The organism is Streptomyces sp. NPDC001407 (genome assembly GCF_042895325.1).
GTDB lineage: Bacteria > Actinomycetota > Actinomycetes > Streptomycetales > Streptomycetaceae > Streptomyces.
The window spans coordinates 244,278-265,796 of the sequence record NZ_JBIAWF010000006.1 but is presented as its reverse complement, the minus strand read 5'-3'; the positions used below and the strand labels follow the sequence as shown (position 1 = coordinate 265,796).

20 protein-coding genes are annotated in these 21,519 nt (G+C 72.2%); 6 read left to right on the top strand and 14 right to left on the bottom strand.

Going from position 1 to position 21,519, the window contains the following annotated elements:
• Positions 1–59: 59 nt before the first annotated feature.
• From ACFY1P_RS12195 to ACFY1P_RS12180, 4 genes are read left to right on the top strand one after another with little or no spacing between them, the layout of a single operon-like run.
• Positions 60–245 carry a hypothetical protein gene (locus ACFY1P_RS12195; protein WP_361526759.1) on the top strand — a complete coding sequence of 62 codons (186 nt, stop codon included), beginning with the start codon at positions 60–62 and terminating at the stop codon, positions 243–245.
• Positions 242–1,507 carry a glycosyltransferase family 2 protein gene (locus ACFY1P_RS12190; RefSeq protein ID WP_361526756.1) on the top strand — a complete coding sequence of 422 codons (1,266 nt, stop codon included), beginning with the start codon at positions 242–244 and terminating at the stop codon, positions 1,505–1,507. The genes ACFY1P_RS12195 and ACFY1P_RS12190 overlap by 4 nt, the downstream gene beginning before the upstream one ends.
• 48 nt (positions 1,508–1,555) lie before the next feature.
• Positions 1,556–2,749, top strand: a complete 1,194-nt coding sequence (wecB, locus tag ACFY1P_RS12185) for a non-hydrolyzing UDP-N-acetylglucosamine 2-epimerase (RefSeq protein ID WP_361526753.1) — start codon at positions 1,556–1,558, stop codon at positions 2,747–2,749.
• Positions 2,746–3,420: a calcium-binding protein gene (locus ACFY1P_RS12180; RefSeq protein WP_390750562.1), complete on the top strand. Its 675-nt coding sequence runs from the start codon at positions 2,746–2,748 to the stop codon at positions 3,418–3,420. The genes wecB and ACFY1P_RS12180 overlap by 4 nt, the downstream gene beginning before the upstream one ends.
• Positions 3,421–3,496: 76 nt before the next feature.
• Here ACFY1P_RS12180 and ACFY1P_RS12175 read toward each other — a convergent pair whose 3' ends face one another.
• The 14 genes from ACFY1P_RS12175 to hisI all read right to left on the bottom strand — a co-directional run bounded on the left by ACFY1P_RS12175 (position 3,497) and on the right by hisI (position 19,770).
• Positions 3,497–4,957, bottom strand: a complete 1,461-nt coding sequence (locus ACFY1P_RS12175) for a glutamate synthase subunit beta (protein ID WP_390750561.1) — start codon at positions 4,955–4,957, stop codon at positions 3,497–3,499.
• The gene (gene gltB, locus ACFY1P_RS12170; protein WP_361526791.1) at positions 4,950–9,464 is read right to left on the bottom strand and encodes a glutamate synthase large subunit; all 4,515 of its coding nucleotides are present in this window, start codon (positions 9,462–9,464) and stop codon (positions 4,950–4,952) included. The genes ACFY1P_RS12175 and gltB overlap by 8 nt, the downstream gene beginning before the upstream one ends.
• 351 nt (positions 9,465–9,815) lie before the next feature.
• Positions 9,816–10,547 carry a VIT1/CCC1 transporter family protein gene (locus ACFY1P_RS12165; RefSeq protein WP_361526744.1) on the bottom strand — a complete coding sequence of 244 codons (732 nt, stop codon included), beginning with the start codon at positions 10,545–10,547 and terminating at the stop codon, positions 9,816–9,818.
• 577 nt (positions 10,548–11,124) lie between these two features.
• Entirely contained in the window at positions 11,125–12,015 is an 891-nt protein-coding gene (lgt, locus tag ACFY1P_RS12160; protein ID WP_361526741.1) for a prolipoprotein diacylglyceryl transferase, read from the bottom strand.
• Between the two features lie 71 nt (positions 12,016–12,086).
• On the bottom strand, positions 12,087–12,866 hold the full coding sequence (locus ACFY1P_RS12155; RefSeq protein WP_361526739.1) for a thioredoxin domain-containing protein: 780 nt from the start codon (positions 12,864–12,866) through the stop codon (positions 12,087–12,089).
• 64 nt (positions 12,867–12,930) lie between these two features.
• Entirely contained in the window at positions 12,931–13,746 is an 816-nt protein-coding gene (gene trpA / locus ACFY1P_RS12150) for a tryptophan synthase subunit alpha (protein WP_390750560.1), read from the bottom strand.
• A complete protein-coding gene (gene trpB / locus ACFY1P_RS12145) occupies positions 13,746–14,993 on the bottom strand; it encodes a tryptophan synthase subunit beta (protein ID WP_361526733.1) in 1,248 nt (415 codons plus the stop codon). Before trpB ends, trpA begins: the two co-directional genes overlap by 1 nt.
• A gap of 39 nt (positions 14,994–15,032) precedes the next feature.
• Positions 15,033–15,185, bottom strand: coding sequence for a tryptophan biosynthesis modulator TrpM (gene trpM, locus ACFY1P_RS12140; RefSeq protein ID WP_390750559.1), 153 nt, complete (start codon positions 15,183–15,185; stop codon positions 15,033–15,035).
• Positions 15,186–15,193: 8 nt separating this feature from the next.
• Positions 15,194–16,003 (bottom strand): indole-3-glycerol phosphate synthase TrpC, encoded by an 810-nt coding sequence (trpC, locus tag ACFY1P_RS12135; protein ID WP_361526730.1) that lies wholly within the window; start codon positions 16,001–16,003, stop codon positions 15,194–15,196.
• A 169-nt stretch (positions 16,004–16,172) separates the two neighbouring features.
• Positions 16,173–16,643, bottom strand: coding sequence for a DUF2752 domain-containing protein (locus ACFY1P_RS12130; RefSeq protein WP_390750558.1), 471 nt, complete (start codon positions 16,641–16,643; stop codon positions 16,173–16,175).
• A gap of 101 nt (positions 16,644–16,744) precedes the next feature.
• Positions 16,745–16,975, bottom strand: a complete 231-nt coding sequence (locus ACFY1P_RS12125) for an HGxxPAAW family protein (protein WP_361535860.1) — start codon at positions 16,973–16,975, stop codon at positions 16,745–16,747.
• Between the two features lie 116 nt (positions 16,976–17,091).
• Positions 17,092–17,793: a TIGR02234 family membrane protein gene (locus ACFY1P_RS12120; protein WP_390750557.1), complete on the bottom strand. Its 702-nt coding sequence runs from the start codon at positions 17,791–17,793 to the stop codon at positions 17,092–17,094.
• 67 nt (positions 17,794–17,860) lie between these two features.
• Complete coding sequence (locus tag ACFY1P_RS12115; RefSeq protein ID WP_390750556.1) at positions 17,861–19,387, bottom strand: anthranilate synthase component I; 1,527 nt, start codon at positions 19,385–19,387, stop codon at positions 17,861–17,863.
• An 11-nt stretch (positions 19,388–19,398) separates the two neighbouring features.
• Positions 19,399–19,770, bottom strand: coding sequence for a phosphoribosyl-AMP cyclohydrolase (hisI, locus tag ACFY1P_RS12110; protein ID WP_361529581.1), 372 nt, complete (start codon positions 19,768–19,770; stop codon positions 19,399–19,401).
• Positions 19,771–19,897: 127 nt separating this feature from the next.
• Here hisI and ACFY1P_RS12105 point away from each other — a divergent pair, with 127 nt between their 5' ends.
• Both ACFY1P_RS12105 and ACFY1P_RS12100 read left to right on the top strand, forming a co-directional pair.
• Entirely contained in the window at positions 19,898–20,728 is an 831-nt protein-coding gene (locus ACFY1P_RS12105) for a hypothetical protein (RefSeq protein WP_361529584.1), read from the top strand.
• 56 nt (positions 20,729–20,784) lie between these two features.
• Positions 20,785–21,417, top strand: a complete 633-nt coding sequence (locus tag ACFY1P_RS12100; protein ID WP_361529587.1) for a TIGR03085 family metal-binding protein — start codon at positions 20,785–20,787, stop codon at positions 21,415–21,417.
• Positions 21,418–21,519: the final 102 nt, after the last annotated feature.

Sequence of the window (21,519 nt, the reverse complement as noted above, 5' to 3'; positions counted from 1 at the left end):
TCCGTCCGCACGCCTCATAAGCGAGGCGAATTCGGGGGGAACTCATGTACGGAAAACCTGTGCTGGGCACAGTCCTGCCCATGGCCGGGCTCACCGTGGCACCGAAAGTGCTGCCGGGCCTGCCTTTCGCCCAGGGATTGCAGGAGGCCGCGGGGGCCGGCTTCCTGCTCTACTGCACGGTCGCGATGGCCATGCTGTCGGTCAAGTTCTGGTTCCTGCTGCGGAACACCGGGGAACGGCCTTGATCAGCGGAATACTCCTCTGGGCCGCCATGGCCATCATCGTGATGGCCGGCGGCTACAACACCACCCTCTTCGTCCTGTCCAGACGACGGATGCGCCGGGGCCGCGGCCCACGACGGCCCCGTCTCTACGTCTTCCTGCTCGCCTGCCTCAACGAGGAGCGGGTCCTCGGGGAGAGCCTGGCCCGGATCACAGCCCTGCCCGCGGGCAACTTCATGGCCCTGGTCATCGACGACGCCTCCGACGACGGCACCGCCGCCATCGCCCGCGCCGCCGCCGAGCGCGCCGCGCCCGGCAAGGTCCACCTCCTCCAGCGGCACCTGCCCGACGCCCGGCGCGGCAAGGGCGCGGCCCTCAACGCCGGGATCCGCCACCTGCGCACCTCCGGCCTGCTCGACGGCTACGACCCGAGCGAGGTGATCGTCTGTGTCGTGGACGCCGACGGCCGGCTCGACCAGCACGTGGTGCAGGCCGTCGACCCGTATTTCGACGACCCGCGCACCGGCGGCACCCAGATCGGTGTGCGGATGTACAACCGCGACAAGGGCCTGCTGGCCCGGCTCCAGGACATGGAATTCGTCATCTACGGCGACATCTTCCAGAGCGCCCGGCGCTACATCGGCAGCGTCGGGATGGGCGGCAACGGGCAGTTCATGCGGCTCGCCGCCCTGGACTCGCTCCTCGGGCCCGACGGCGCGGGCCCCTGGAGCGACTCGCTCACCGAGGACCTCGACCTGGGCGTACGGCTGATAGCCCGCGGCTGGGTCAATCAGCACTGCACCCACGCTGCGGTCTCCCAGCAGGCCGTCCTCGACGTGCGCCGCCTGGTGCGGCAGCGCTCCCGATGGTTCCAGGGCCACCTGCAGTCCGCGGGCCTGGTGCCGCTGATCCTGCGCGAGGTGCCCACCCGGCCCGCCGTCGACCTGCTCTACCACCTCTCCAGCCCGGTCCTCATCCTGCTCACCTCGCTGCTGCCGGTGTCCTTCCTGGTCGCCCTCGGCGGCACCGTCGTCGGCTCCGTCGAGGCCGGCCACTCGCTGATCTCCCCCTGGTGGGTGCTCGGCCCGTACGTCCTCTCCTTCACCGCGGCGTTCGTCTACGCCTTCGTCTACTCCCGGCGTGAGAAAGGGCTCGGGCTGCTGCGCTCGATCCTGCTCTCCCACGTCTTCGTCCTCTACGGCTACATCTGGTTCGCCGCCGGATGGTGGGGCCTGTGGCGGATGCTCACCGGCAAACAGACCTGGCTGAAGACCGCGCGCACCTGACGCGCGGCGCTCTTTCGCCCATCGGCACGCCCTTGTCCAGGGAGAACCATGTCCACTGACATCATCAGCGCACCCGTTCGCGCCATGCTCGTCCTCGGCACCCGGCCGGAGGCCATCAAGCTGGCGCCCGTGGCCCGCGCCATGGCCGCCTCACCGCTCTTCGACCCGGTCGTCGTCACCACCGGCCAGCACCGCGAGATGCTCCACCAGATGCTGGACCTCCTCCAGGTGCCCGTGCACACCGAGCTCGACGTGATGCGCGAGCGGCAGCAGCTGTCCACCCTCACGGCACGGCTGGTGGACGGACTGGGCGAGGTGGTCCGCGAGGAACGCCCCGACCTCGTCGTCGTCCAGGGCGACACCAGCACCGCGCTGACCGGCGCGCTGGCCGCGTTCTACGAACACCTGCCCATCGCCCACGTCGAGGCGGGCCTGCGCACCGGTGTCCTCGACAACCCCTTCCCCGAGGAGCTGAACCGGCGCCTCATAGGCCGCATGGCCCGCTGGCACTTCGCCCCCACCCCGCGGGCCGCCGCCCACCTGGCGGCCGAAGGCGTCCCCGACGCGGAGGTGTTCACCACCGGCAACACCGTCATCGACAATCTGCTGTGGGTCCTGGAGCAGGGCAGTGGGCGCAGCCTCTTCGAGAGCGACCGGCGGCGCGTCCTGCTCACGCTGCACCGCCGGGAGAACCAGGGCGCCACCATGCGGGCGATGGGCAGGGCCATGTGCCGGCTGGCCGACCGCGGTGACGTGGAGATGGTGGTGCCGCTGCACAAGAGTCCCGCGGTGCGGGAGGCGCTGCTGCCGGAGCTGTCGGGTCACCCGGCCATCCGGGTCGTCGAGCCGCTCGGCTACGTGGACTTCTCCGCGACGCTGGCCGCCTGCGACCTCGTGCTGACCGACTCCGGCGGCATCCAGGAGGAGGCGCCCACCCTGGGCAAGCCGGCCCTGGTGCTGCGGACGACGACCGAGCGGCCCGAGGCGGTGGAGGCGGGCGCGGCGCGGCTGGTGGGCACCGAGCCGGAGGCCATCCTGGACGCGGCGATGCGGCTGCTGGACGACGCGGCCGCGTACGAGCGGATGGCGACGGCCGGCAATCCCTTCGGGGACGGGCACGCCACCGACCGGATCGTCGCGCAGCTCGCGGAGGACTTCGGGGCGGACGCCGGACCCGATCGGGGCGTCGTCCCACTGGTCGCCTCCCGTCCCGAGGGTCCGGGGTCATACTCGACGGCATGACGAGAGTTCACCGGCTGCTCGGCCTCGCTCTGCTCGCCGCCGTCGTGGTGGCGGGTGCCGCCCTGGCGGTGAGCGGCATCTGGGGGTCCGGTGACGGCAAGCCCGATCGGCCGTGGGCGGAGGGTTCCGTCCACGGCCCTTGGCGTTCGGTGTTCGACGGCCACGGGGAGAACATCGGCCGCCACGACAGCCTGGTGCTCTCCCCCGAGGCGGCCCGGAAGCCGGAGGAGACGCACGCCGGGCTGATCGTCTCCACCGCGGTCTACGAGTCGGTGGACTTCCGGGCCCGGATGCGGACGGTGGCCCAGCTGCGCACCCCGAAGCCGAATCCCTGGGAAGTGCCGTGGCTGGTCTGGGCGTACACCGACCCCGAGCACTTCTACTACATCACCCTGAAGCCGAACGGCTGGGAGCTGGGCAAGCGGGACCCCGCGTACGGCGGGGGGCAGCGCTTCCTGGCGACCGGTGGCGGAGAGTTCCCGGTCGGCGCGTGGTCGGACGTCCACGTCGCCCAGCAGGGCGCGCGGATGGAGGTGAGCGTCGGCGGGAAGGGCCTGGTCTCCTACGAGGACCAGGAGCACCCGTATCTGAGGGGCAGCGTCGGGGTGTACACGGAGGACGCGCGCGTGGAGTTCAGCGGTCTTTCGGCGCAGCCGCTGGAGGCGCCCTGAGGCGGGCGGGCTAAGGAAATGGCGCGGCACCCGCTCACCGGTCGGGGTGGGGGCGGGTGCCGCGGGCTGGTGGGGGTCAGACGGTCAGGGCCCGGTCGGTCGGCCGGACCGGGGCCGGGAGGGTGCTGGCGCCGGTGAGATAGCGGTCGACGCCGCGGGCCGCGGAGCGGCCTTCGGCGATGGCCCAGACGATGAGGGACTGGCCGCGCCCGGCGTCGCCGGCGACGAAGACGCCGGGGACGTTGGTGGCGTAGTCGGCGTCGCGGGCGATGTTGCCGCGTTCGTCGAGTTCGAGGCCGAACTGCTCGACGAGGCCGTTCTTGACGTCGGTGCCGGTGAAGCCCATGGCGAGGGTGACGAGCTGGGCCGGGATGCGGCGCTCGGTGCCGGGCTTCTGGGTGAGCTTGCCGTCGGTGAACTCGACCTCGATCAGGTGCAGCCACTGGACGTTGCCGTCCTCGTCACCCTCGAAGTGGGTGGTGGAGACGGAGTAGACCCGTTCGCCGCCCTCTTCGTGGGCCGAGGTGACCTTGTAGAGCATGGGGAAGGTGGGCCAGGGCTGGTGCGGTGCGCGGTCCTCGCCCGGCTTGGGCATGATCTCCAGCTGGGTGACGGAGGCGGCGCCCTGGCGGTGGGCGGTGCCGACGCAGTCGGCGCCGGTGTCGCCGCCGCCGATGACGACGACGTGCTTGCCCTCGGCGGTGATGGGCGGGGTGACGAAGTCGCCTTCCCGCACCTTGTTGGAGAGGGGCAGGTATTCCATCGCGAAGTGGATGCCGCGCAGTTCGCGGCCGGGGACGGGCAGGTCGCGGGATGTGGTGGCGCCCGCGGCGACGACGACGGCGTCGTAGCGCCCGCGCAGTTTGACCGCGTCGATGTCGCGGCCGATCTCCACCTCCGTGCGGAACTTGGTGCCCTCGGCGCGCATCTGCTCGATGCGGCGGTTGATGTGCCGCTTCTCCATCTTGAACTCGGGGATGCCGTAGCGCAGGAGGCCGCCGATGCGGTCGGCGCGCTCGTAGACGGCGACGGTGTGGCCGGCCCGGGTCAGCTGCTGGGCGGCGGCGAGGCCGGCGGGGCCGGAGCCGATGACGGCGACGGTCTTGCCGGAGAGCCGCTCGGGGGGCTGGGGGGTGACGTCGCCGTGGTCCCACGCCTTGTCGATGATGGTGACTTCGACGTTCTTGATGGTGACGGCGGGCTGGTTGATGCCGAGCACGCAGGCGGATTCGCAGGGTGCGGGGCACAGCCGCCCGGTGAACTCGGGGAAGTTGTTGGTCGCGTGCAGCCGCTCGCTGGCGGCCTGCCAGTCCTCGCGGTAGGCGTAGTCGTTCCACTCGGGGATGAGGTTGCCGAGCGGGCAGCCGTTGTGGCAGAAGGGGATGCCGCAGTCCATGCAGCGGCCGGCCTGCTTGCTGATGACGGGCAGCAGGGAGCCGGGGACGTAGACCTCGTTCCAGTCCTTGACGCGCTCGTCGACGGGACGGGTCCGCGCGACCTCGCGGCCGGTGGTCAGGAAGCCCTTGGGGTCAGCCATGAGTCGCCGCCTCCATCATCTTCTCGTGGGTCTCGGTCTCGGAGAGACCCGCTCGCTCGGCGGCGTCCTTGGCGGCGAGCACTGCCTTGTAGGTGGCCGGGACGACCTTGGTGAAGCGGGTCACCGCGGTGTCCCAGTCGGCGAGGAGGGTGGCCGCGACGGTGGAGGCGGTCTCCTCGTGGTGGCGCCGCACCACGTCGTGCAGCCATCGCCGGTCGTCCTCGTCGAGGGTGTCGAGGGCGCTGACCAGCTCCTTGTTGACGTTGTCGGGGTCCAGGCCGATGACGTACGCGACGCCGCCGGACATGCCGGCCGCGAAGTTGCGGCCGGTCTCGCCGAGGACGACGGCCCGGCCGCCGGTCATGTATTCGCAGCCGTGGTCGCCGACGCCCTCGGAGACGACGGTGGCGCCGGAGTTGCGGACGCAGAACCGTTCGCCGACGCGTCCGCGCAGGAACATCTCGCCGCCGGTCGCGCCGTAGGCGAGGGTGTTGCCGGCGATGACGGAGTATTCGGCGAGGTGGTCGGCGCCGCGGTCGGGGCGGACGACGATCCGGCCGCCGGACAGGCCCTTGCCGACGTAGTCGTTGGCGTCGCCCTCCAGGCGCAGGGTGATGCCGCGCGGCAGGAAGGCGCCGAAGGACTGGCCCGCGGAGCCGGTGAAGGTGATGTCGATCGTGTCGTCGGGCAGTCCGGCGCCGCCGAACTTCTTGGTGACGCGGTGGCCGAGCATGGTGCCGACGGTGCGGTTGATGTTGCGGATGGCGACCTGGGCGCGTACGGGCCGGGCGTCCTCGGGGCGTTCGGCGGTGAGGGCGTCGGCGGCGAGCTCGATCAGTTCGTTGTCGAGCGCCTTGGCCAGGCCGTGGTCCTGCTCGGTGACGCGGTGCCGGACGGCGCCGGAGGGCAGGTCGGGGACGTGCAGGAGGGGGGCCAGGTCGAGGCCCTGGGCCTTCCAGTGGTCGACGGCCGGGGCGGTGTCGAGGAGCTCGGCGTGCCCGACGGCCTCCTCCAGCGTGCGGAAGCCCAGCTCGGCGAGGAGCTCGCGGACCTCCTCGGCGATGAACTCGAAGAAGTTGACGACGAATTCGGCCTTGCCGGAGAAGCGTTCGCGCAGCACCGGGTTCTGTGTGGCGATGCCGACGGGGCAGGTGTCGAGGTGGCAGACGCGCATCATGACGCAGCCGGAGACGACCAGGGGCGCGGTGGCGAAGCCGAACTCCTCGGCGCCGAGGAGCGCGGCGATGATCACGTCGCGGCCGGTCTTGAGCTGGCCGTCGGTCTGGACGACGATGCGGTCGCGCAGGCCGTTGAGCAGCAGGGTCTGCTGGGTCTCGGCGAGGCCGAGCTCCCAGGGGCCGCCCGCGTGCTTGAGGCTGGTCAGCGGGGAGGCGCCGGTGCCGCCGTCGTGGCCGGAGATCAGGACGACGTCCGCGTGGGCCTTGGAGACGCCGGCGGCGACCGTGCCCACGCCGACCTCGGAGACCAGCTTCACGTGGATGCGGGCGGCGGGGTTGGCGTTCTTCAGGTCGTGGATGAGCTGGGCGAGGTCCTCGATGGAGTAGATGTCGTGGTGCGGCGGCGGGGAGATCAGGCCGACGCCGGGGGTGGAGTGCCGGGTCTTCGCGACCCAGGGGTAGACCTTGTGGCCGGGCAGCTGGCCGCCCTCGCCGGGCTTGGCGCCCTGGGCCATCTTGATCTGGATGTCGTCGGAGTTGACCAGGTATTCGCTGGTGACGCCGAAGCGGCCGGAGGCGACCTGCTTGATGCTGGAGCGGCGGGCGGGGTCGTGCAGCCGCTCGGGGTCCTCGCCGCCCTCGCCGGTGTTGGACTTGGCGCCGAGGCGGTTCATGGCGATGGCGAGGGTCTCGTGGGCCTCGCGGGAGATGGAGCCGTAGGACATGGCGCCGGTGGAGAAGCGCTTGACGATCTCGCTGACGGGCTCGACCTCGTCGAGCGGCACGGGGGTGCGGTCGTTCTTGAGGGCGAACAGGCCGCGGAGGGTCATCAGCCGCTCGGACTGCTCGTTCACCCGCTGGGTGTACTGCTTGAAGATGTCGTAGCGGCGGGCGCGGGTGGAGTGCTGGAGCCGGAAGACGGTGTCGGGGTCGAAGAGGTGGGGCTCGCCCTCGCGGCGCCACTGGTACTCGCCGCCGATGTCCAGGCGGCGGTGGGTGGCGGCGATGCCGGTGGCGGGGTAGGCCTTGGCGTGCCGCGCCGCGACCTCGCGTGCGATGACGTCGAGGCCGGCACCGCCGATCTTGGTGGCGGTGCCCTGGAAGTAGGTCTCGACGAACTCCTCGTCCAGGCCGACGGCTTCGAAGACCTGGGCGCCGCGGTAGGAGGCGACGGTGGAGATGCCCATCTTGGACATCACCTTGAGGACGCCCTTGCCGAGGGCCTTGATGAGGTTGCGGATCGCGTCCTGGGCGTCCATGCCGGGCAGGAAGGTGCCGGCGCGGACGAGGTCCTCGACGGACTCCATGGCCAGGTAGGGGTTGACGGCGGCGGCGCCGTAGCCGATGAGCAGGGCGACGTGGTGGACCTCGCGGACGTCACCGGCCTCGACGATCAGGCCGACCTGGGTGCGCTGCCTGGTGCGGATGAGGTGGTGGTGGACGGCGGAGGTGAGCAGCAGGGAGGGGACTGGGGCGTGCTCGGCGTCCGAGTGGCGGTCGGAGAGGACGATCAGCCGGGCGCCGCCGGCGATGGCGGCGTCGACCTCGGCGCGGATCTCGGCGAGCCGGGCGGCGAGCGCCTCTCCCCCGCCGCCGACGCGGTAGAGGCCGGAGAGGGTGGCGGCCTTGAGACCGGGCAGGTCGCCGTCGGCGTTGATGTGTATGAGCTTGGCGAGCTCGTCGTTGTCGATGACGGGGAACGGCAGGGTGACGCTGCGACAGGAGGCCGCGGTGGGGTCCAGGAGGTTGCCCTGCGGGCCGAGGGAGGAGATCAGCGAGGTGACGAGCTCCTCGCGGATGGCGTCCAGCGGGGGGTTGGTGACCTGCGCGAAGAGCTGGGTGAAGTAGTCGAAGAGCAGCCGGGGCCGCTCGGAGAGGGCCGCGATCGGGGAGTCGGTGCCCATGGAACCGATGGGCTCCGCACCGGACTTGGCCATGGGCGCGAGGATGACGCGCAGCTCTTCCTCGGTGTAGCCGAAGGTCTGCTGGCGGCGGGTGACCGAGGCGTGGGTGTGCACGATGTGCTCGCGCTCGGGGAGGTCGGCGAGGTCGATCAGGCCGGCTTCCAGCCAGTCGGTGTAGGGCTGTTCGGCGGCGAGCTGTGCCTTGATCTCGTCGTCCTCGATGATGCGGTGCCCGGCGGTGTCGACGAGGAACATCCGGCCGGGCTGGAGGCGGCCCTTGCGGACGACCTTGGCGGGCTCGATGTCGAGGACACCGACCTCGGAGGAGAGGACGACGAGGCCGTCGTCGGTGACCCAGTAGCGGCCGGGGCGCAGGCCGTTGCGGTCGAGGACGGCGCCGACGAGGGTGCCGTCGGTGAAGGTGACGCAGGCGGGGCCGTCCCAGGGCTCCATCAGGGTGGAGTGGTACTGGTAGAAGGCGCGGCGGGCCGGGTCCATGGAGGCGTGGTTCTCCCAGGCCTCGGGGATCATCATCAGCACGCTGTGGGGCAGTGAGCGGCCGCCGAGGTGGAGCAGCTCCAGGACCTCGTCGAAGGAGGCGGAGTCGGAGGCGTCGGGGGTGCAGACGGGGAAGACCCGCTCCGGGCTGCCCGCGCCGAACAGGTCGCTGGCCAGCTGGGATTCGCGGGCGCGCATCCAATTGCGGTTGCCCTGGACCGTGTTGATCTCGCCGTTGTGGGCGACGAAGCGGTACGGGTGGGCGAGCGGCCAGCTGGGGAAGGTGTTGGTGGAGAAGCGGGAGTGGACCAGTGCGATGGCGGTGGCGAAGCGCCGGTCGGAGAGGTCGGGGAAGAACGGCTCCAGCTGGCCGGTGGTGAGCATGCCCTTGTAGACGATGGTCCGCGCGGACAGCGAGGGGAAGTAGACCTCCGCCTCGCGCTCGGCGCGCTTGCGCAGGACGAACGCCTTGCGGTCCAGGGCGAGGCCGGTGCTGCTGCCGTCGGTGACGAACAGCTGGCGGAAGCCGGGCATCGTGGCGCGGGCGCCGTTGCCGAGCAGTTCGGGGGCGACGGGGACCTCGCGCCAGCCGAGGACTGTGAGGCCCTCCTCGGCGGCGATCGTCTCGACCCGCGAGACGGCCGCGTCCGCGGCGGCGGTCTCCGCGGGGAGGAAGGCGATGCCGACGGCGTACGCCCCGGCGTCGGGGAGGCCGAAGGTGACGCTCTCGCGGAGGAAGGCGTCGGGAATCTGGAGCAGGATGCCCGCTCCGTCGCCCGAGTCGGGCTCGGAGCCGGTGGCGCCCCGGTGCTCGAGGTTCCGCAGGACGGTGAGTGCCTGCTGCACGAGCGCGTGGCTCGCCTCGCCGGTGAGGGTCGCGACAAAGCCCACGCCACAGGCGTCGTGCTCATTGCGCGGGTCGTACATCCCCTGCTGGGCGGGGTGGGATGCGGCAATGAAGGAACGCATCGGCTCTCCCGTCGTCGTCATGGCAGTCATGGCGTGTGCATGTGCCGAGGGACGACGCTGGCCCTCTGCGAAGAAATTTGGTGCAGGTTACATGATGGGGCGCTTCTCAAAAAGCGGAAGACCTGGTCCAGCATGCGGACGCTGCTGACGATGGGTGAGCCCCGGAAGCCGTGGGATCACCCGGCCCGGCAGCGCCGGGCGCAGCGCAGCGTAGGCGGCGTTGCCCGCTGCGCTCCCGGATTGTGCCCGATCGTCAAGGGCTTGAAACCGCGAGGTAACGCGCACGTTATGCGGCAGCCCGCATAAGCATCACCCCAAGGCGGTGCCGAACGCAATACCGAGGAGGTAAGTCACACCCGCGGCCGCGCCGCCGAGCACCAGCTGGCGCAGTCCGCTGTACCACCAGCTGCGCGCCGTCACCCGGGCCACGACGGCGCCGCAGCCGAAGAGGCCGACGAGGGCCAGCAGCACGGCGGGCCACAGCTCGGTGGCGCCGAGGAGATAGGGCAGGACGGGCAGCAGCGCGCCCAGGGCGAAGGAACCGAAGGACGAGACGGCGGCGACCATCGGCGAGGGCAGGTCCGAGGGGTCGATGCCGAGCTCCTCGCGGGCGTGGATCTCCAGCGCCTGCTCGGGATCGCTCGACAGCTGCCGGGCGACCTCGCGCGCGAGCTCCGGCTCGACGCCGCGCGAGACGTACAGCGCGGCGAGCTCCTCCTGCTCGTCGGCGGGGTGCTTGCGCAGCTCGCGGCGCTCCACGTCCAGCTCGGCGAGGACGAGTTCGCGCTGCGAGGCGACCGAGGTGTACTCACCGGCGGCCATGGAGAACGCGCCGGCCGCGAGTCCGGCCAGGCCGGTGATGACGACGGTCTGCGAGGAGGCGGAGCCGCCCGCGACGCCCGTCATCAGGGCGACGTTGGAGACGAGTCCGTCCATGGCACCGAAGACGGCGGGGCGCAGCCAGCCGCCGTTCACATCGCGGTGCGTGTGGTTGTCGCGATGGGCCACGTGTGGTGCCTCAACCGCATCGAGGACAGACATTGCTCCGGGTGCTCCCTTTCCCCACGGGGCGGGCCACTCGTTCGCTCGCCCCCTGCGTCGAAGGTACGCACGAATGCGGGGGCTGCGCTAGCAAGGAAGGCCGAACTTACCTCTGTGACCTGCGGGTTTGTGGTGCGGGTCCTGGAAATTGCTCGGCTTCGGCGGGGTGCTGCCGGTTCGGCTGAGCCATGCCTCAGGGGTTTTTGTTCCCCTGCCCCGCCCCTTCCCGAACTGGGGCGCTGCCCCAGACCCCGAGCTGCGGGTCCGTTGCCGCCTGCGGCGGGGGGCGGCCTGCGGCCGCGTCCTCAAACGCCGGACGGGCTGAAGTTGTGACCCACATCAGCCAAATCCAGCCCGTTGGGGGCACCTCTGGGGGCACCCCCGGACGGAGTCTGGGGGAGGTAGCTGGGGGAGTTTGAGGACACCGCGCGAAGCGCGGTCAGGGGTCTGGGGCGGAGCCCCCCGCGCGGCGGAGCCGCAAATCGGATGCAGCCGGGAAGGGGCGGGGTAGGGGAAGAAAAGCCCGCCGCAGGCGCCAACCCCCCGCAGCCGGGGCCCTGGGGCTGGGGTAAACCCGTCAAGCCTTCGTCGGGCGTTCCGAGCCGTCGGACTCGGCGGGGGAATCCGCGGACGTGCCCTCGGCCACGACCGCGGCCGGTTCGACGACCGGCTCCCGCCCGGGGCGCCGCTTCGCGGAGATGATCATGTAGGCCACCGCGGCGACGAAGACGACGATCGAGGTCCAGCCGTTGAGCCGCAGCCCCCACAGGTGGTGGGCGTCGTCGACGCGGAGGTATTCGAACCAGAAGCGCCCCACCGTGTACGCCGCGACGTAGAGGGCGAAGGCCCGGCCGTGGCCCAGGGTGAAGCGCCGGTCGGCCCAGATCACCAGGCCCGCGATGAGCAGGCACCACAGGGACTCGTAGAGGAACGTCGGGTGGTACGTCCCGGCGAGCCGCCCGATCGCCGGGTCCGCGTCGATCTTGAGGGCCCAGGGCAGGTCGGTCGGCTTGCCGTAGAGCTCCTGGTTGAACCAGTTGCCCCAGCGGCCGATCGCCTGGGCCACGGCGAGGCCGGGCGCGAGGGCGTCCGCCCAGGCCGGGAGGGGGATGCCACGGCGGCGGCAGCCGATCCACGCGCCGACCGCGCCGAGCGCGACCGCGCCCCAGATGCCGAGGCCGCCCTCCCAGATCTTGAAGGCGTTGACCCAGTCGCGTCCGGCCCCGAAATACAGCTCGTAGTCGGTGATCACGTGGTAGAGCCGGCCGCCGACGAGGCCGAACGGCACCGCCCACACGGCGATGTCGGCGACCGTCCCGGCCCGTCCGCCCCGTGCGATCCAGCGCCGGTTGCCGAGCCAGACGGCGACGAAGACGCCGATGATGATGCAGAAGGCATAGCCGCGCAACGGGATTGGTCCGAGATGGATCACTCCGGTCGACGGGCTGGGAATGTAAGCGATGTCCATGGCAGCTCCGACGCTACCTTGCCGGGCCGCACGGACGGCAACCCACCCGGCACAACAGCTGCGTAACGCCCCTAGCGCTGTGCGGCCGCGACCAGCTGCCGCAGCTTGTCCGGGGTCAGCGGATTGGCCTGGTCGCCGTAGACGCTCTTGCCGTCGAGGAGGACCGTCGGCGTCGCGTGGTAGGAGGACTTGCCGAAGGTCTCGTGGGACTTCTTGACCCAGCTGTCGTGGGTGCCGTCGTCGACGCACTTCTCGAAGGCGGGGCTCTTCAGCCCCTGGACCTGCCCGGCCAGCTCGACCAGGCGGGCCTTCTTGCCGTAGGCGTCGTCGGTCTCCTCCGGCTGGTTCTTGTAGAGCACGTCGTGGTACGCGGCGAACTTCCCGGCGTCCTGTGCGCACGCGGCCGCGTTGGCGGCGTTGAGCGAGCCCTTGCCGCCGAGGTTGTTGTCGATCAGGGTGACCAGGTGGTACTCGGCCTTCAGCTGCCCCTTGCCCTCCAGGTCGTGGACGGTGTCGCGGAAGGCGTTCTCGAACTGGCCGCAGCCGGGGCAGCGGAAGTCCTCGTAGACGGTCAGGGTGGCCTTCGCCGAGGTCCTGCCGACCGGGATCATCACGGTGTCCTTGCCCATGGCGCCCTGCGGGGCGACCAGCGGGCCGGCCGTCTCCTGCTTCTTGCTCTTGCCGGAATGGGCCACCAGGGCGCCGATCCCGGCGCCCGCGCCGAGGACCGCCACCACGATCACGCCCGCGACGATGCCCCGCTTCCGTTTGGCGCGGGACTCCTCCCTCTGGCGCTGTTCCTGCAGCCGCTCACGGGCGCTGCGCTTCCCATCAGAGTTCTTCTGGCTCACGTCCCCGTAAACGAACCGGAGGCACGGCCTGCGCGCCCCCGGTCGTCCGGTTCCACCAAAAGAGTTAGCCGCGCTTGCGTACGCCCGCGGCCAGATCACCCGCCAGGGTGCGCACGGCGGCGAGGCCCGATTCGAGGTCGGGCGCCTCGAGCAGCCGCTTGACGAAGGCGGAGCCGACGATGACTCCGTCGGCGAACTGCGCGACCTCCTCCGCCTGCCGGGCGTCGGAGACGCCGAGCCCGACGCAGACGGGCAGTTCGGTGACCGCGCGGGTGCGCCGCACCAGGTCCTGCGCCTCCTGTCCGACGGACTCGCGGGTGCCGGTGACGCCCATCAGGGACGCCGCGTAGACGAAGCCGCTGCCCGCCGCCGTGATCTTGGCGAGCCGCTCGTCGCGGCTGCTCGGCGCGACCACGAAGACGGTGGCCAGGCCGTGCTGGTCGGCGGCCTTCCGCCAGACCTCGGACTCCTCGACCGGGAGGTCGGGCAGGATGCAGCCCGCTCCCCCGGCGGCGGCGAGGTCGGCGGCGAAGCGCTCGACGCCGTAGGCGTCCACCGGGTTCCAGTAGGTCATGCACAGCACCGGCGCGCCCGTCGCGGCGTGCGCCTCACGGACCGTGCGGATCACGTCGACGATCTTGACGCCGCCGCGCAGGGCGATGTCGTCGGCGGTCTGGATGACCGGGCCGTCCAGGACCGGGTCGCTGTGCGGCAGCCCGACCTCGACGATGTCGCAGCCGCCTTCGAGCATCGCGGTCACGGCCCGCACACCGTCGTCGACGGTCGGGAAGCCGGCCGGGAGATAGCCGACGAGGGCGGCGCGGTTCTCCGCCCTGGCCGCCGTCAGCACCGAGCTCAGCAATTCGATGTTGCCCGCCATCAGTTGGCCCCCTCGCCCGTCGCACCGTCGTACAGCCCGAAGTAGCGGGCCGCCGTGTCCATGTCCTTGTCGCCCCGCCCGGAGAGGTTGACCAGGAGCAGGCCGTCGGGGCCCAGCTCCTTGCCGATCTCCAGCGCGCCGGCGAGCGCGTGCGCGCTCTCGATCGCCGGGATGATGCCCTCGGTGCGCGAGAGGAGCCGCAGCGCCTGCATGGCCTCGTCGTCGGTGACGGCGCGGTACTCGGCGCGGCCGGTGTCCTTCAGATAGGAGTGCTCCGGGCCGATGCCGGGGTAGTCGAGCCCGGCGGAGATGGAGTACGGCTCGGTGATCTGGCCGTCCTCGTCCTGGAGGACGTAGCTGCGCGAGCCGTGCAGGATGCCGGGGGTGCCCGCGGTGAGGGTGGCCGCGTGCTCGCCGCTGGCGACGCCGTGGCCGCCGGGCTCGCAGCCGATCAGGCGGACACCGGTGTCGGGCAGGAAGGCGTGGAAGAGGCCGATGGCGTTGGAGCCGCCGCCGACGCAGGCCACGGCGGCGTCGGGCAGCCGCCCGGCCCGCTCCAGGATCTGCCGCCGGGCCTCGACGCCGATCACCCGGTGGAAGTCGCGGACGAGCGCCGGGAAGGGGTGGGGGCCGGCGACCGTGCCGAAGAGGTAGTGGGTGCGGTCGACGTTGGCGACCCAGTCGCGGAACGCCTCGTTGATGGCGTCCTTGAGGGTGCGGCTGCCGGACTTCACGGCGATGACCTCGGCGCCGAGCATCCGCATGCGGGCGACGTTCAGCGCCTGGCGCTGGGTGTCGACCTCGCCCATGTAGATGGTGCATTCGAGGCCGAAGAGCGCGCAGGCGGTGGCCGTGGCGACGCCGTGCTGGCCGGCGCCGGTCTCGGCGATGACGCGGGTCTTGCCCATGCGCTTGGTGAGCAGCGCCTGGCCCAGCACGTTGTTGATCTTGTGCGAGCCGGTGTGGTTGAGGTCCTCGCGCTTGAGGAACACGCGGGCGCCACCGGCGTGTTCGGCGAAGCGCGGCACCTCGGTGAGGGCGCTGGGGCGGCCGGTGTAGTTGACCATGAGGTCGTTGAGCTCGGCCGCGAAGGCGGGGTCCGCCTTGGCCTTCTCGTATTCGGCGGCGACCTCGTCCACCGCGGCGACGAGGGCCTCGGGGATGAACTTGCCGCCGAAGGCGCCGAAGTAGCCTTCGGCGCTCGGAACGTGACCCTCCGGGTCGGGGACGAAGAATTCGGAGGACATGCGGGTACTCCTCAGGCAGATGTGTGACGGAGTGAATGGTCAGCGCGCGCTCGCGCCGCACCATCGCATCCCGTTGATCTGCCCCGGCTCACAGCCGATGTGGTAACGCACGCGCCGGCCGAGCACGCGGCGCGCGGGCGCGCGGCAGCCCCGGGGACGGCATCCCCGGGCCAGTCGCGCGTACGTCCCCACGGCGTGCGTCAGCTCCGCCCGTGCCGCAGGGCCGGGTGGGCGCCGGCGGCGACCAGGTCGGCCACCGCGCCCTTGGGGTCGCGCCCCGTCACCAGGGACTCCCCCACGAGCACCGCGTCGGCGCCGTCGTTGGCGTAGGCGATGAGGTCGTGCGGGCCGCGGACACCGGACTCGGCGATCTTGATGATGTGGTCCGGGATCTCGGGCGCGACGCGGGCGAAGTTGTCGCGGTCGACCTCGAGGGTCTTGAGGTTGCGGGCGTTGACGCCGATGATCCGGGCGCCGGCGTCGACCGCGCGCTGGACCTCCTCCTCGTCGTGGACCTCCACGAGGGGGGTGAGGCCGATGGACTCGGCGCGCTCGATGAGGGAGACCAGGGCCTCCTGCTCCAGGGCCGCGACGATCAGCAGGGCCAGGTCGGCGCCGTAGGCGCGGGCCTCCCACAGCTGGTAGGCGGTGACGATGAAGTCCTTGCGCAGCACCGGGATGTCGACCTTGGCCCGGACGGCCTCCAGGTCGGCGAGCGAGCCGCCGAAGCGGCGCTGCTCGGTGAGCACGCTGATGACGGCCGCGCCGCCGGCCTCGTAGTCCGCGGCGAGCCCCGCGGGGTCGGCGATCGCGGCGAGGGCGCCCTTGGAGGGGCTGGAGCGCTTGACCTCGCAGATCACGCTGACGTTCTCGCCGCGGAGGGCGGCCACCCCGTCCTTGGCCTGCGGGGCCTTGGCGGCCCGCTCCTTGAGCTCGTCGAGGGTGACGCGCGCCTGCCGCTCCGCGAGGTCGGCACGGACTCCGTCGATGATCTCGTCGAGCACACTCACGCGAGCGGCCCCCTTCCGGACTCGGATGGTCTGGGCTGGTGCGGCGGAATCTCCTCACCAGGCATGGTGATGGTACTTGCCACGGACCGAAGGATTCGCATCCGGTTGACGCCGGTGATGTCACATGGCGCGTTTCCCGCCTTCGGCGCGCTTTTCCGGGGGCCCTTCGCTACGGCGCCAGCCAGGAGCCGCAGGGCAGGTTCCGTACGACGGTGAAGACCAGCAGCACCGCTCCGACTGCCCACCAGTGGGGCGCGCGCAGCGGCAGCCGTACGCCGTCCTGTCCCCGCAGCGCGGCGCGCACCCAGGCCAGCCACAGCAGGAGGAAGGCGGCGTACGCGGCCACGGCCGCCGCGTTCGCGCCCAGGGCCGCCGGGAGGTCGCCGTGGGCGAGCGCGTGCACCCCACGCAGGCCGCCGCAGCCGGGGCAGTACAGGCCCGTCCAGCGCAGCAGCGGGCAGGCGGGGTAGTGGCCGGGCTCACCCGGGTCGACGGCGCCGATCCAGGTGAAGGCCGCGGCGACACCGGCGGCGACACCGGCCGGGGCGGCGAGGAGGCGCACCGGGCCCGGGGCGCGCGGGGGCGCGGGCGCGTGGCCGTGCACGCGGCCGTCGGGCGGGCTGTCAGCGCGGTCCGTCACAGTGGCAGTCTGCGCCGGAGCGCACGAAGGCGCAGCACGGGGCCGACGTCGTTGCGTCCGTACGGGCCCCGGGCCGCGCCTCGGTGAGCGGGCGGGGTGGATCAGCCCTGGGTCTGCGGCTGTCCCTTCGCGCGTCCCTTGGGCTCCATGCCGTAGCCCATCAGGCGCATGATGCCGCCGACGACGCCGCCGAGCAGGACGATGCCGATGCCGGCCCAGAACCCGACCGGGTTGGCGATCACCATGAACGCACCGCCGACGCAGAAGCCGATGAACGAAATGATGACACCGGTCCAGGCGGCCGGGGTGTGTCCGTGGCTGCTACCCGCCATGACTATGACTCCTCGTTGCTGTGGCGCGCCCGCGGGCGCGGAGAACGCTCATGGTCATTGTCCCCGACGCCCGGGGGTGCCTTGAGTTGGGGGTGGGGCGTGTTCCCGGCCGTCTTTCACGGCCGCTTCCCCGGGCCGTCGCCGGGGGGAGCCGTGTGCGCTCCGCCGGTCTCGCCGGTGGGGTCCTCGCCGCGGTCGAGTGCCTTCCAGAGCTCCTCGGGGCGCTCGGGGTCGGGGGCGGTGCGGGGGCGGCGCGGGCGGGGGGTGCCGTCGCGCTCGTAGCGGCCGGACATCGCGGGCCAGTGGCGGCCGTAGCGCAGGGCGAGCAGTCCGGCGAGGAAGAGCAGGAACCCGCCCGCGAGGGCGACCCACGGCCAGGGGGTGCGGCTGATGTGGTCGACGGCGGTGCTGGTCAGGCCCTGGGCCTTGGCGGCCTTCTCCTCCAGGGCGCTGGTGTCGTAGGCGCCGGCGGCGGCACCGGCGACGATCCCGGCGCCGCAGAGGGTGAGGACCGCGGCGACGACGGTGCGCCAGACGCCGCGGACGGCGAAGACGGCGACGAGCGTGGCGAGGCCGACGACGGCCAGCGCGCCGGGCAGGCCGTTCACGTCCTGGCCGCTGACCTGCCTGGAGACGGCGCTCTGCGCGATGTCGGCGGCCGCCGTGCCCTCGGCCCAGGTGCGGCCTCCGGCGAGGAGGACGAGCGTGGCTCCGGCCGCGCCCAGCAGCAGGGCGGCGGCGACGCTGCGCCGCCGGGCGCCACCGGCACGGGGGGCGGGCTCGGCATGGGGACGGGGGTGGGGTACGGCTGCGCTCACGGTTACCACTATCTCTTGTGTCGCCTTCGCGGGCTCCCGGGGGTCCCCCGGGAGCCCGCGAAGCGGGTCAGGCGCGCGGGGCGAGCCGGTTGGCGGAGTGCACCGCGCGAAGGACGGCGGCGGCCTTGTTGCGGCACTCGGCGTCCTCGGCGGCCGGGTCGGAGTCGGCGACGACTCCGGCGCCCGCCTGGACGTAGGCGGTGCCGTCGCGGAGCACGGCGGTGCGGATCGCGATGGCGGTGTCGGAGTCCCCGGCGAAGTCGAGGTAGCCGACGCAGCCGCCGTACAGGCCGCGGCGGACGGGCTCCAGCTCCTCGATGATCTGCATGGCGCGGGGCTTGGGCGCGCCGGAGAGGGTGCCCGCGGGGAAGCAGGCGGTGAGCACGTCGAAGGCGGTGCGGCCCTCGGCGAGGCGGCCGGTGACGGTGGAGACGATGTGCATGACGTGGCTGTAGCGCTCGACCGACATGAAGTCGACGACCTCCACGCTGCCCGGTTCGCAGACCCGGCCGAGGTCGTTGCGGCCGAGGTCGACGAGCATGAGGTGCTCGGCGCGCTCCTTGGGGTCGGCCATCAGCTCCTCGGCGAGGGCCGCGTCGGTCTGCGGCGTGGCGCCGCGCGGGCGGGTGCCGGCGATCGGGTGCACCATGGCGCGCCCGTCCTCGACCTTGACCAGCGCCTCGGGGCTGGAGCCGACGATGTCGAAGCCGTCGAAGCGCAGCAGGTACATGTACGGGCTGGGGTTGGTGGCCCGCAGGACGCGGTAGACGTCGAGCGCGGAGGCGGTGCAGGGCGTCTCGAAGCGCTGGGAGGGCACGACCTGGAAGGCCTCGCCCGCGCGGATGCGCTCCTTGATGTCGTCGACGGCCGCCATGTAGTCCGGTCCGCCCCAGCGGGCGGTGTACTCGGGGAGTTCGGAGGGCGGCAGGGCGGTGGGGTCGGTGGGGACCGGGCGGCACAGGTCGGCGGCCATGGCGTCGAGGCGGGCGACGGCGTCCGCGTACGCCTCGTCGATGCCGGTGTCGAGGTCGTTGTGGTTGATCGCGTTGGCGATCAGCAGGACCGTGCCGTTCCAGTGGTCGAGGACGGCGAGGTCCGAGGTGAGCAGCATGGTCAGTTCGGGCAGGCCCAGGGTGTCCTCGCCGTGCTCGCCGATCTTCTCCAGGCGGCGGACGATGTCGTAGCCGAGGTAGCCCACCATGCCGCCGGTGAAGGGCGGCAGTCCGGTGCCCTCGATGAGGTCGCGGGGGGTGTGCAGGGCGGCGACGGTGGCGCGCAGGGCCTCCAGCGGGTCGCCGTCGGTGGGGACGCCCACGGGCGGGGTGCCGAGCCAGTGGGTCTGCCCGTCGCGCACGGTGAGGGTGGCGGCGCTGCGGACGCCGACGAAGGAGTAGCGGGACCAGGTGCGGCCGTTCTCGGCGGACTCCAGCAGGAAGGTGCCGGGGCGCTCGGCGGCGAGTTTGCGGTAGAGGCCGACGGGGGTGTCCCCGTCGGCGAGGAAGCGCCTGGTCACCGGGATGACCCGGCGGTCCTTCGCGAGCGTACGGAAGGTGTCGGCGTCGGGCGTGATGTCACCCGTGGTCATGGCAGCCATGGCAGCGGAGCCTACTGGCCCAGCGGCAGGACATCGGCATCGAAGCAGGTGCGGTCGCCGGTGTGGCAGGCCGCGCCGACCTGGTCGACCTTCACGAGGAGGGTGTCGCCGTCGCAGTCGAGGGCCACGGACTTCACGTGCTGGACGTGGCCGGAAGTGTCGCCCTTGACCCAGTACTCCTGGCGGCTGCGGCTCCAGTAGGTGCAGCGGCCGGTGGTGAGGGTGCGGTGCAGGGCCTCGTCGTCCATCCAGCCGAGCATGAGCACCTCGCCGGTGTCGTACTGCTGGGCGATGGCGGGAACCAGTCCGTCGGCGCTGCGCTTGAGGCGCGCGGCGAGGGCGGGGTCGAGGCCGGAGGGGAGGGGGCGAGCGGTGCCGGTCATGGTGTCCATTCTGCCTTCAGGGCGTGGCCTGACGAGCCTGCCCCGGCGATCGGGCGAGCGCACCGGCCGTGGTCGTGATCCGGAGCCCGGGGGCGGGGCTGTCAGTGGCGTACGGCATGCTTCGACCATGACGTCTCCGCCGCCGCCGAATTCCCCTGAACCGCCCCGAGACGGCGGTGGGTTCGGCCCGCCCCAGAGCTTCGGGCCGCCGCCGGCCCAGCCGCCCGCGCAGCCTCACGGTCAGCCGTACGGGCCGCCGCAGGGCGGTCCGGGCTATGGGCAGCAGCAGGGTTTCGGCCAATACGGGCAGCAGTACGGTCAGCAGTTCGCGCCACCGATGCCGCCGCCCCCGCCGCCCTCGGGTGGCAACGGCGCGAAGGTGGCGGCGATCGTGGTCGCCGTCGTGCTGGTGGCGGGTCTGGTCGTCGGCGGGATCATCCTGACCGCCAAGGGCGGCGGCGGTGACGCGAAGGCCAAGGGGAAGAGCTCGCCGAGTCCGTCGGTGACGTCGTCCGCGCCCTCGGCGGCGGCCGGCGAGCCCGGTTCGGATCTGTCGGGCCCCACGCCGTCCGCCGACCCGTCGCTGCCCGCGGACGAGCGGGTGCCGTACGTGGTGCTCAAGCCCGGCCAGTGCTTCGACCACCCGAGCCTGACCACGGGCATCTCCACGGTCGTCACGCGGCTGTGCGCGGGCACGCACGACGGCGAGGTGATATCCAACGCGACGCTGACGGGCTCCTTCGACACCGAGCAGGCGATCCAGGACAAGGCGAAGGACCTGTGCGAGTCCACCGCGCAGCAGCGGGTGGGTTCCATATCCGACGGCCGGACGTACTACTCGTACGTGCTGTATCCGGCGAAGCGCACCTACGACCACGGCCAGAACCAGATCACGTGCGCGATCACGCGCAGCATCACGCCGGGCGGCGCGAAGCTGACTGCGCCGCTGCCGGACTGACGCGGCCGGTCGCGGCGCCGTGGCACGGGCGGGGCGGCGGTCGTAGGGTGGGCCGCATGTCGACCCACGCACAGCGCGAACGTCTGCTCCTGGCCGATCTGTTGGAGACCGTGGGCCCCGGCGCCCCGACGCTCTGCACCGGCTGGCAGGCCCGTGACCTCGCCGCCCATGTCGTCGTGCGGGAGCGCCGCTCCGACGCGGCGGCGGGGCTGGTGATCAAGGCGCTGGCCCCGCGCCTGGAGCGGGTGCAGGCCGAGTTCGCCGCCAAGCCGTACGAGGAGCTGCTCCAGCTCATCCGCACCGGGCCGCCGCGCCTGTCGCCGTACGCCCTCAAACAGGTCGACGAGGCGGCCAACACGGTCGAGTTCTTCGTGCACACGGAGGACGTCAGGCGCGCCCAGCCGGACTGGACGCCGCGCGAGCCGGACCCGGTGTTCGCGGACGCGCTGTGGGCCCGGCTGGAGCGGGTGGCGCGGATGCTCGGCCGGAAGTCGCCGGTGGGCCTGGTCCTGCGCCGCCCCGACGGCCGCACGGCGGTGGCCCACCGGGGCACGCCGGTGGTGACGGTGACGGGCGAGCCGGGCGAACTGACCCTGTTCGCGTTCGGCCGCCAGGCGGCGGCGCGGGTGGAACTGGACGGCGACGAGAACGCGGTGGCCAAGCTCAAACAAGCGGCGCTGGGCCTGTAACCGGGAAGGCAAGGCGGCCCCGCGCCCCTTCAGGGGCGCGGGGAACCGCGCGACCGGCCACGGACAACCCGCAGCCGCGCACCGAGCGCGAGAGGCACCCCG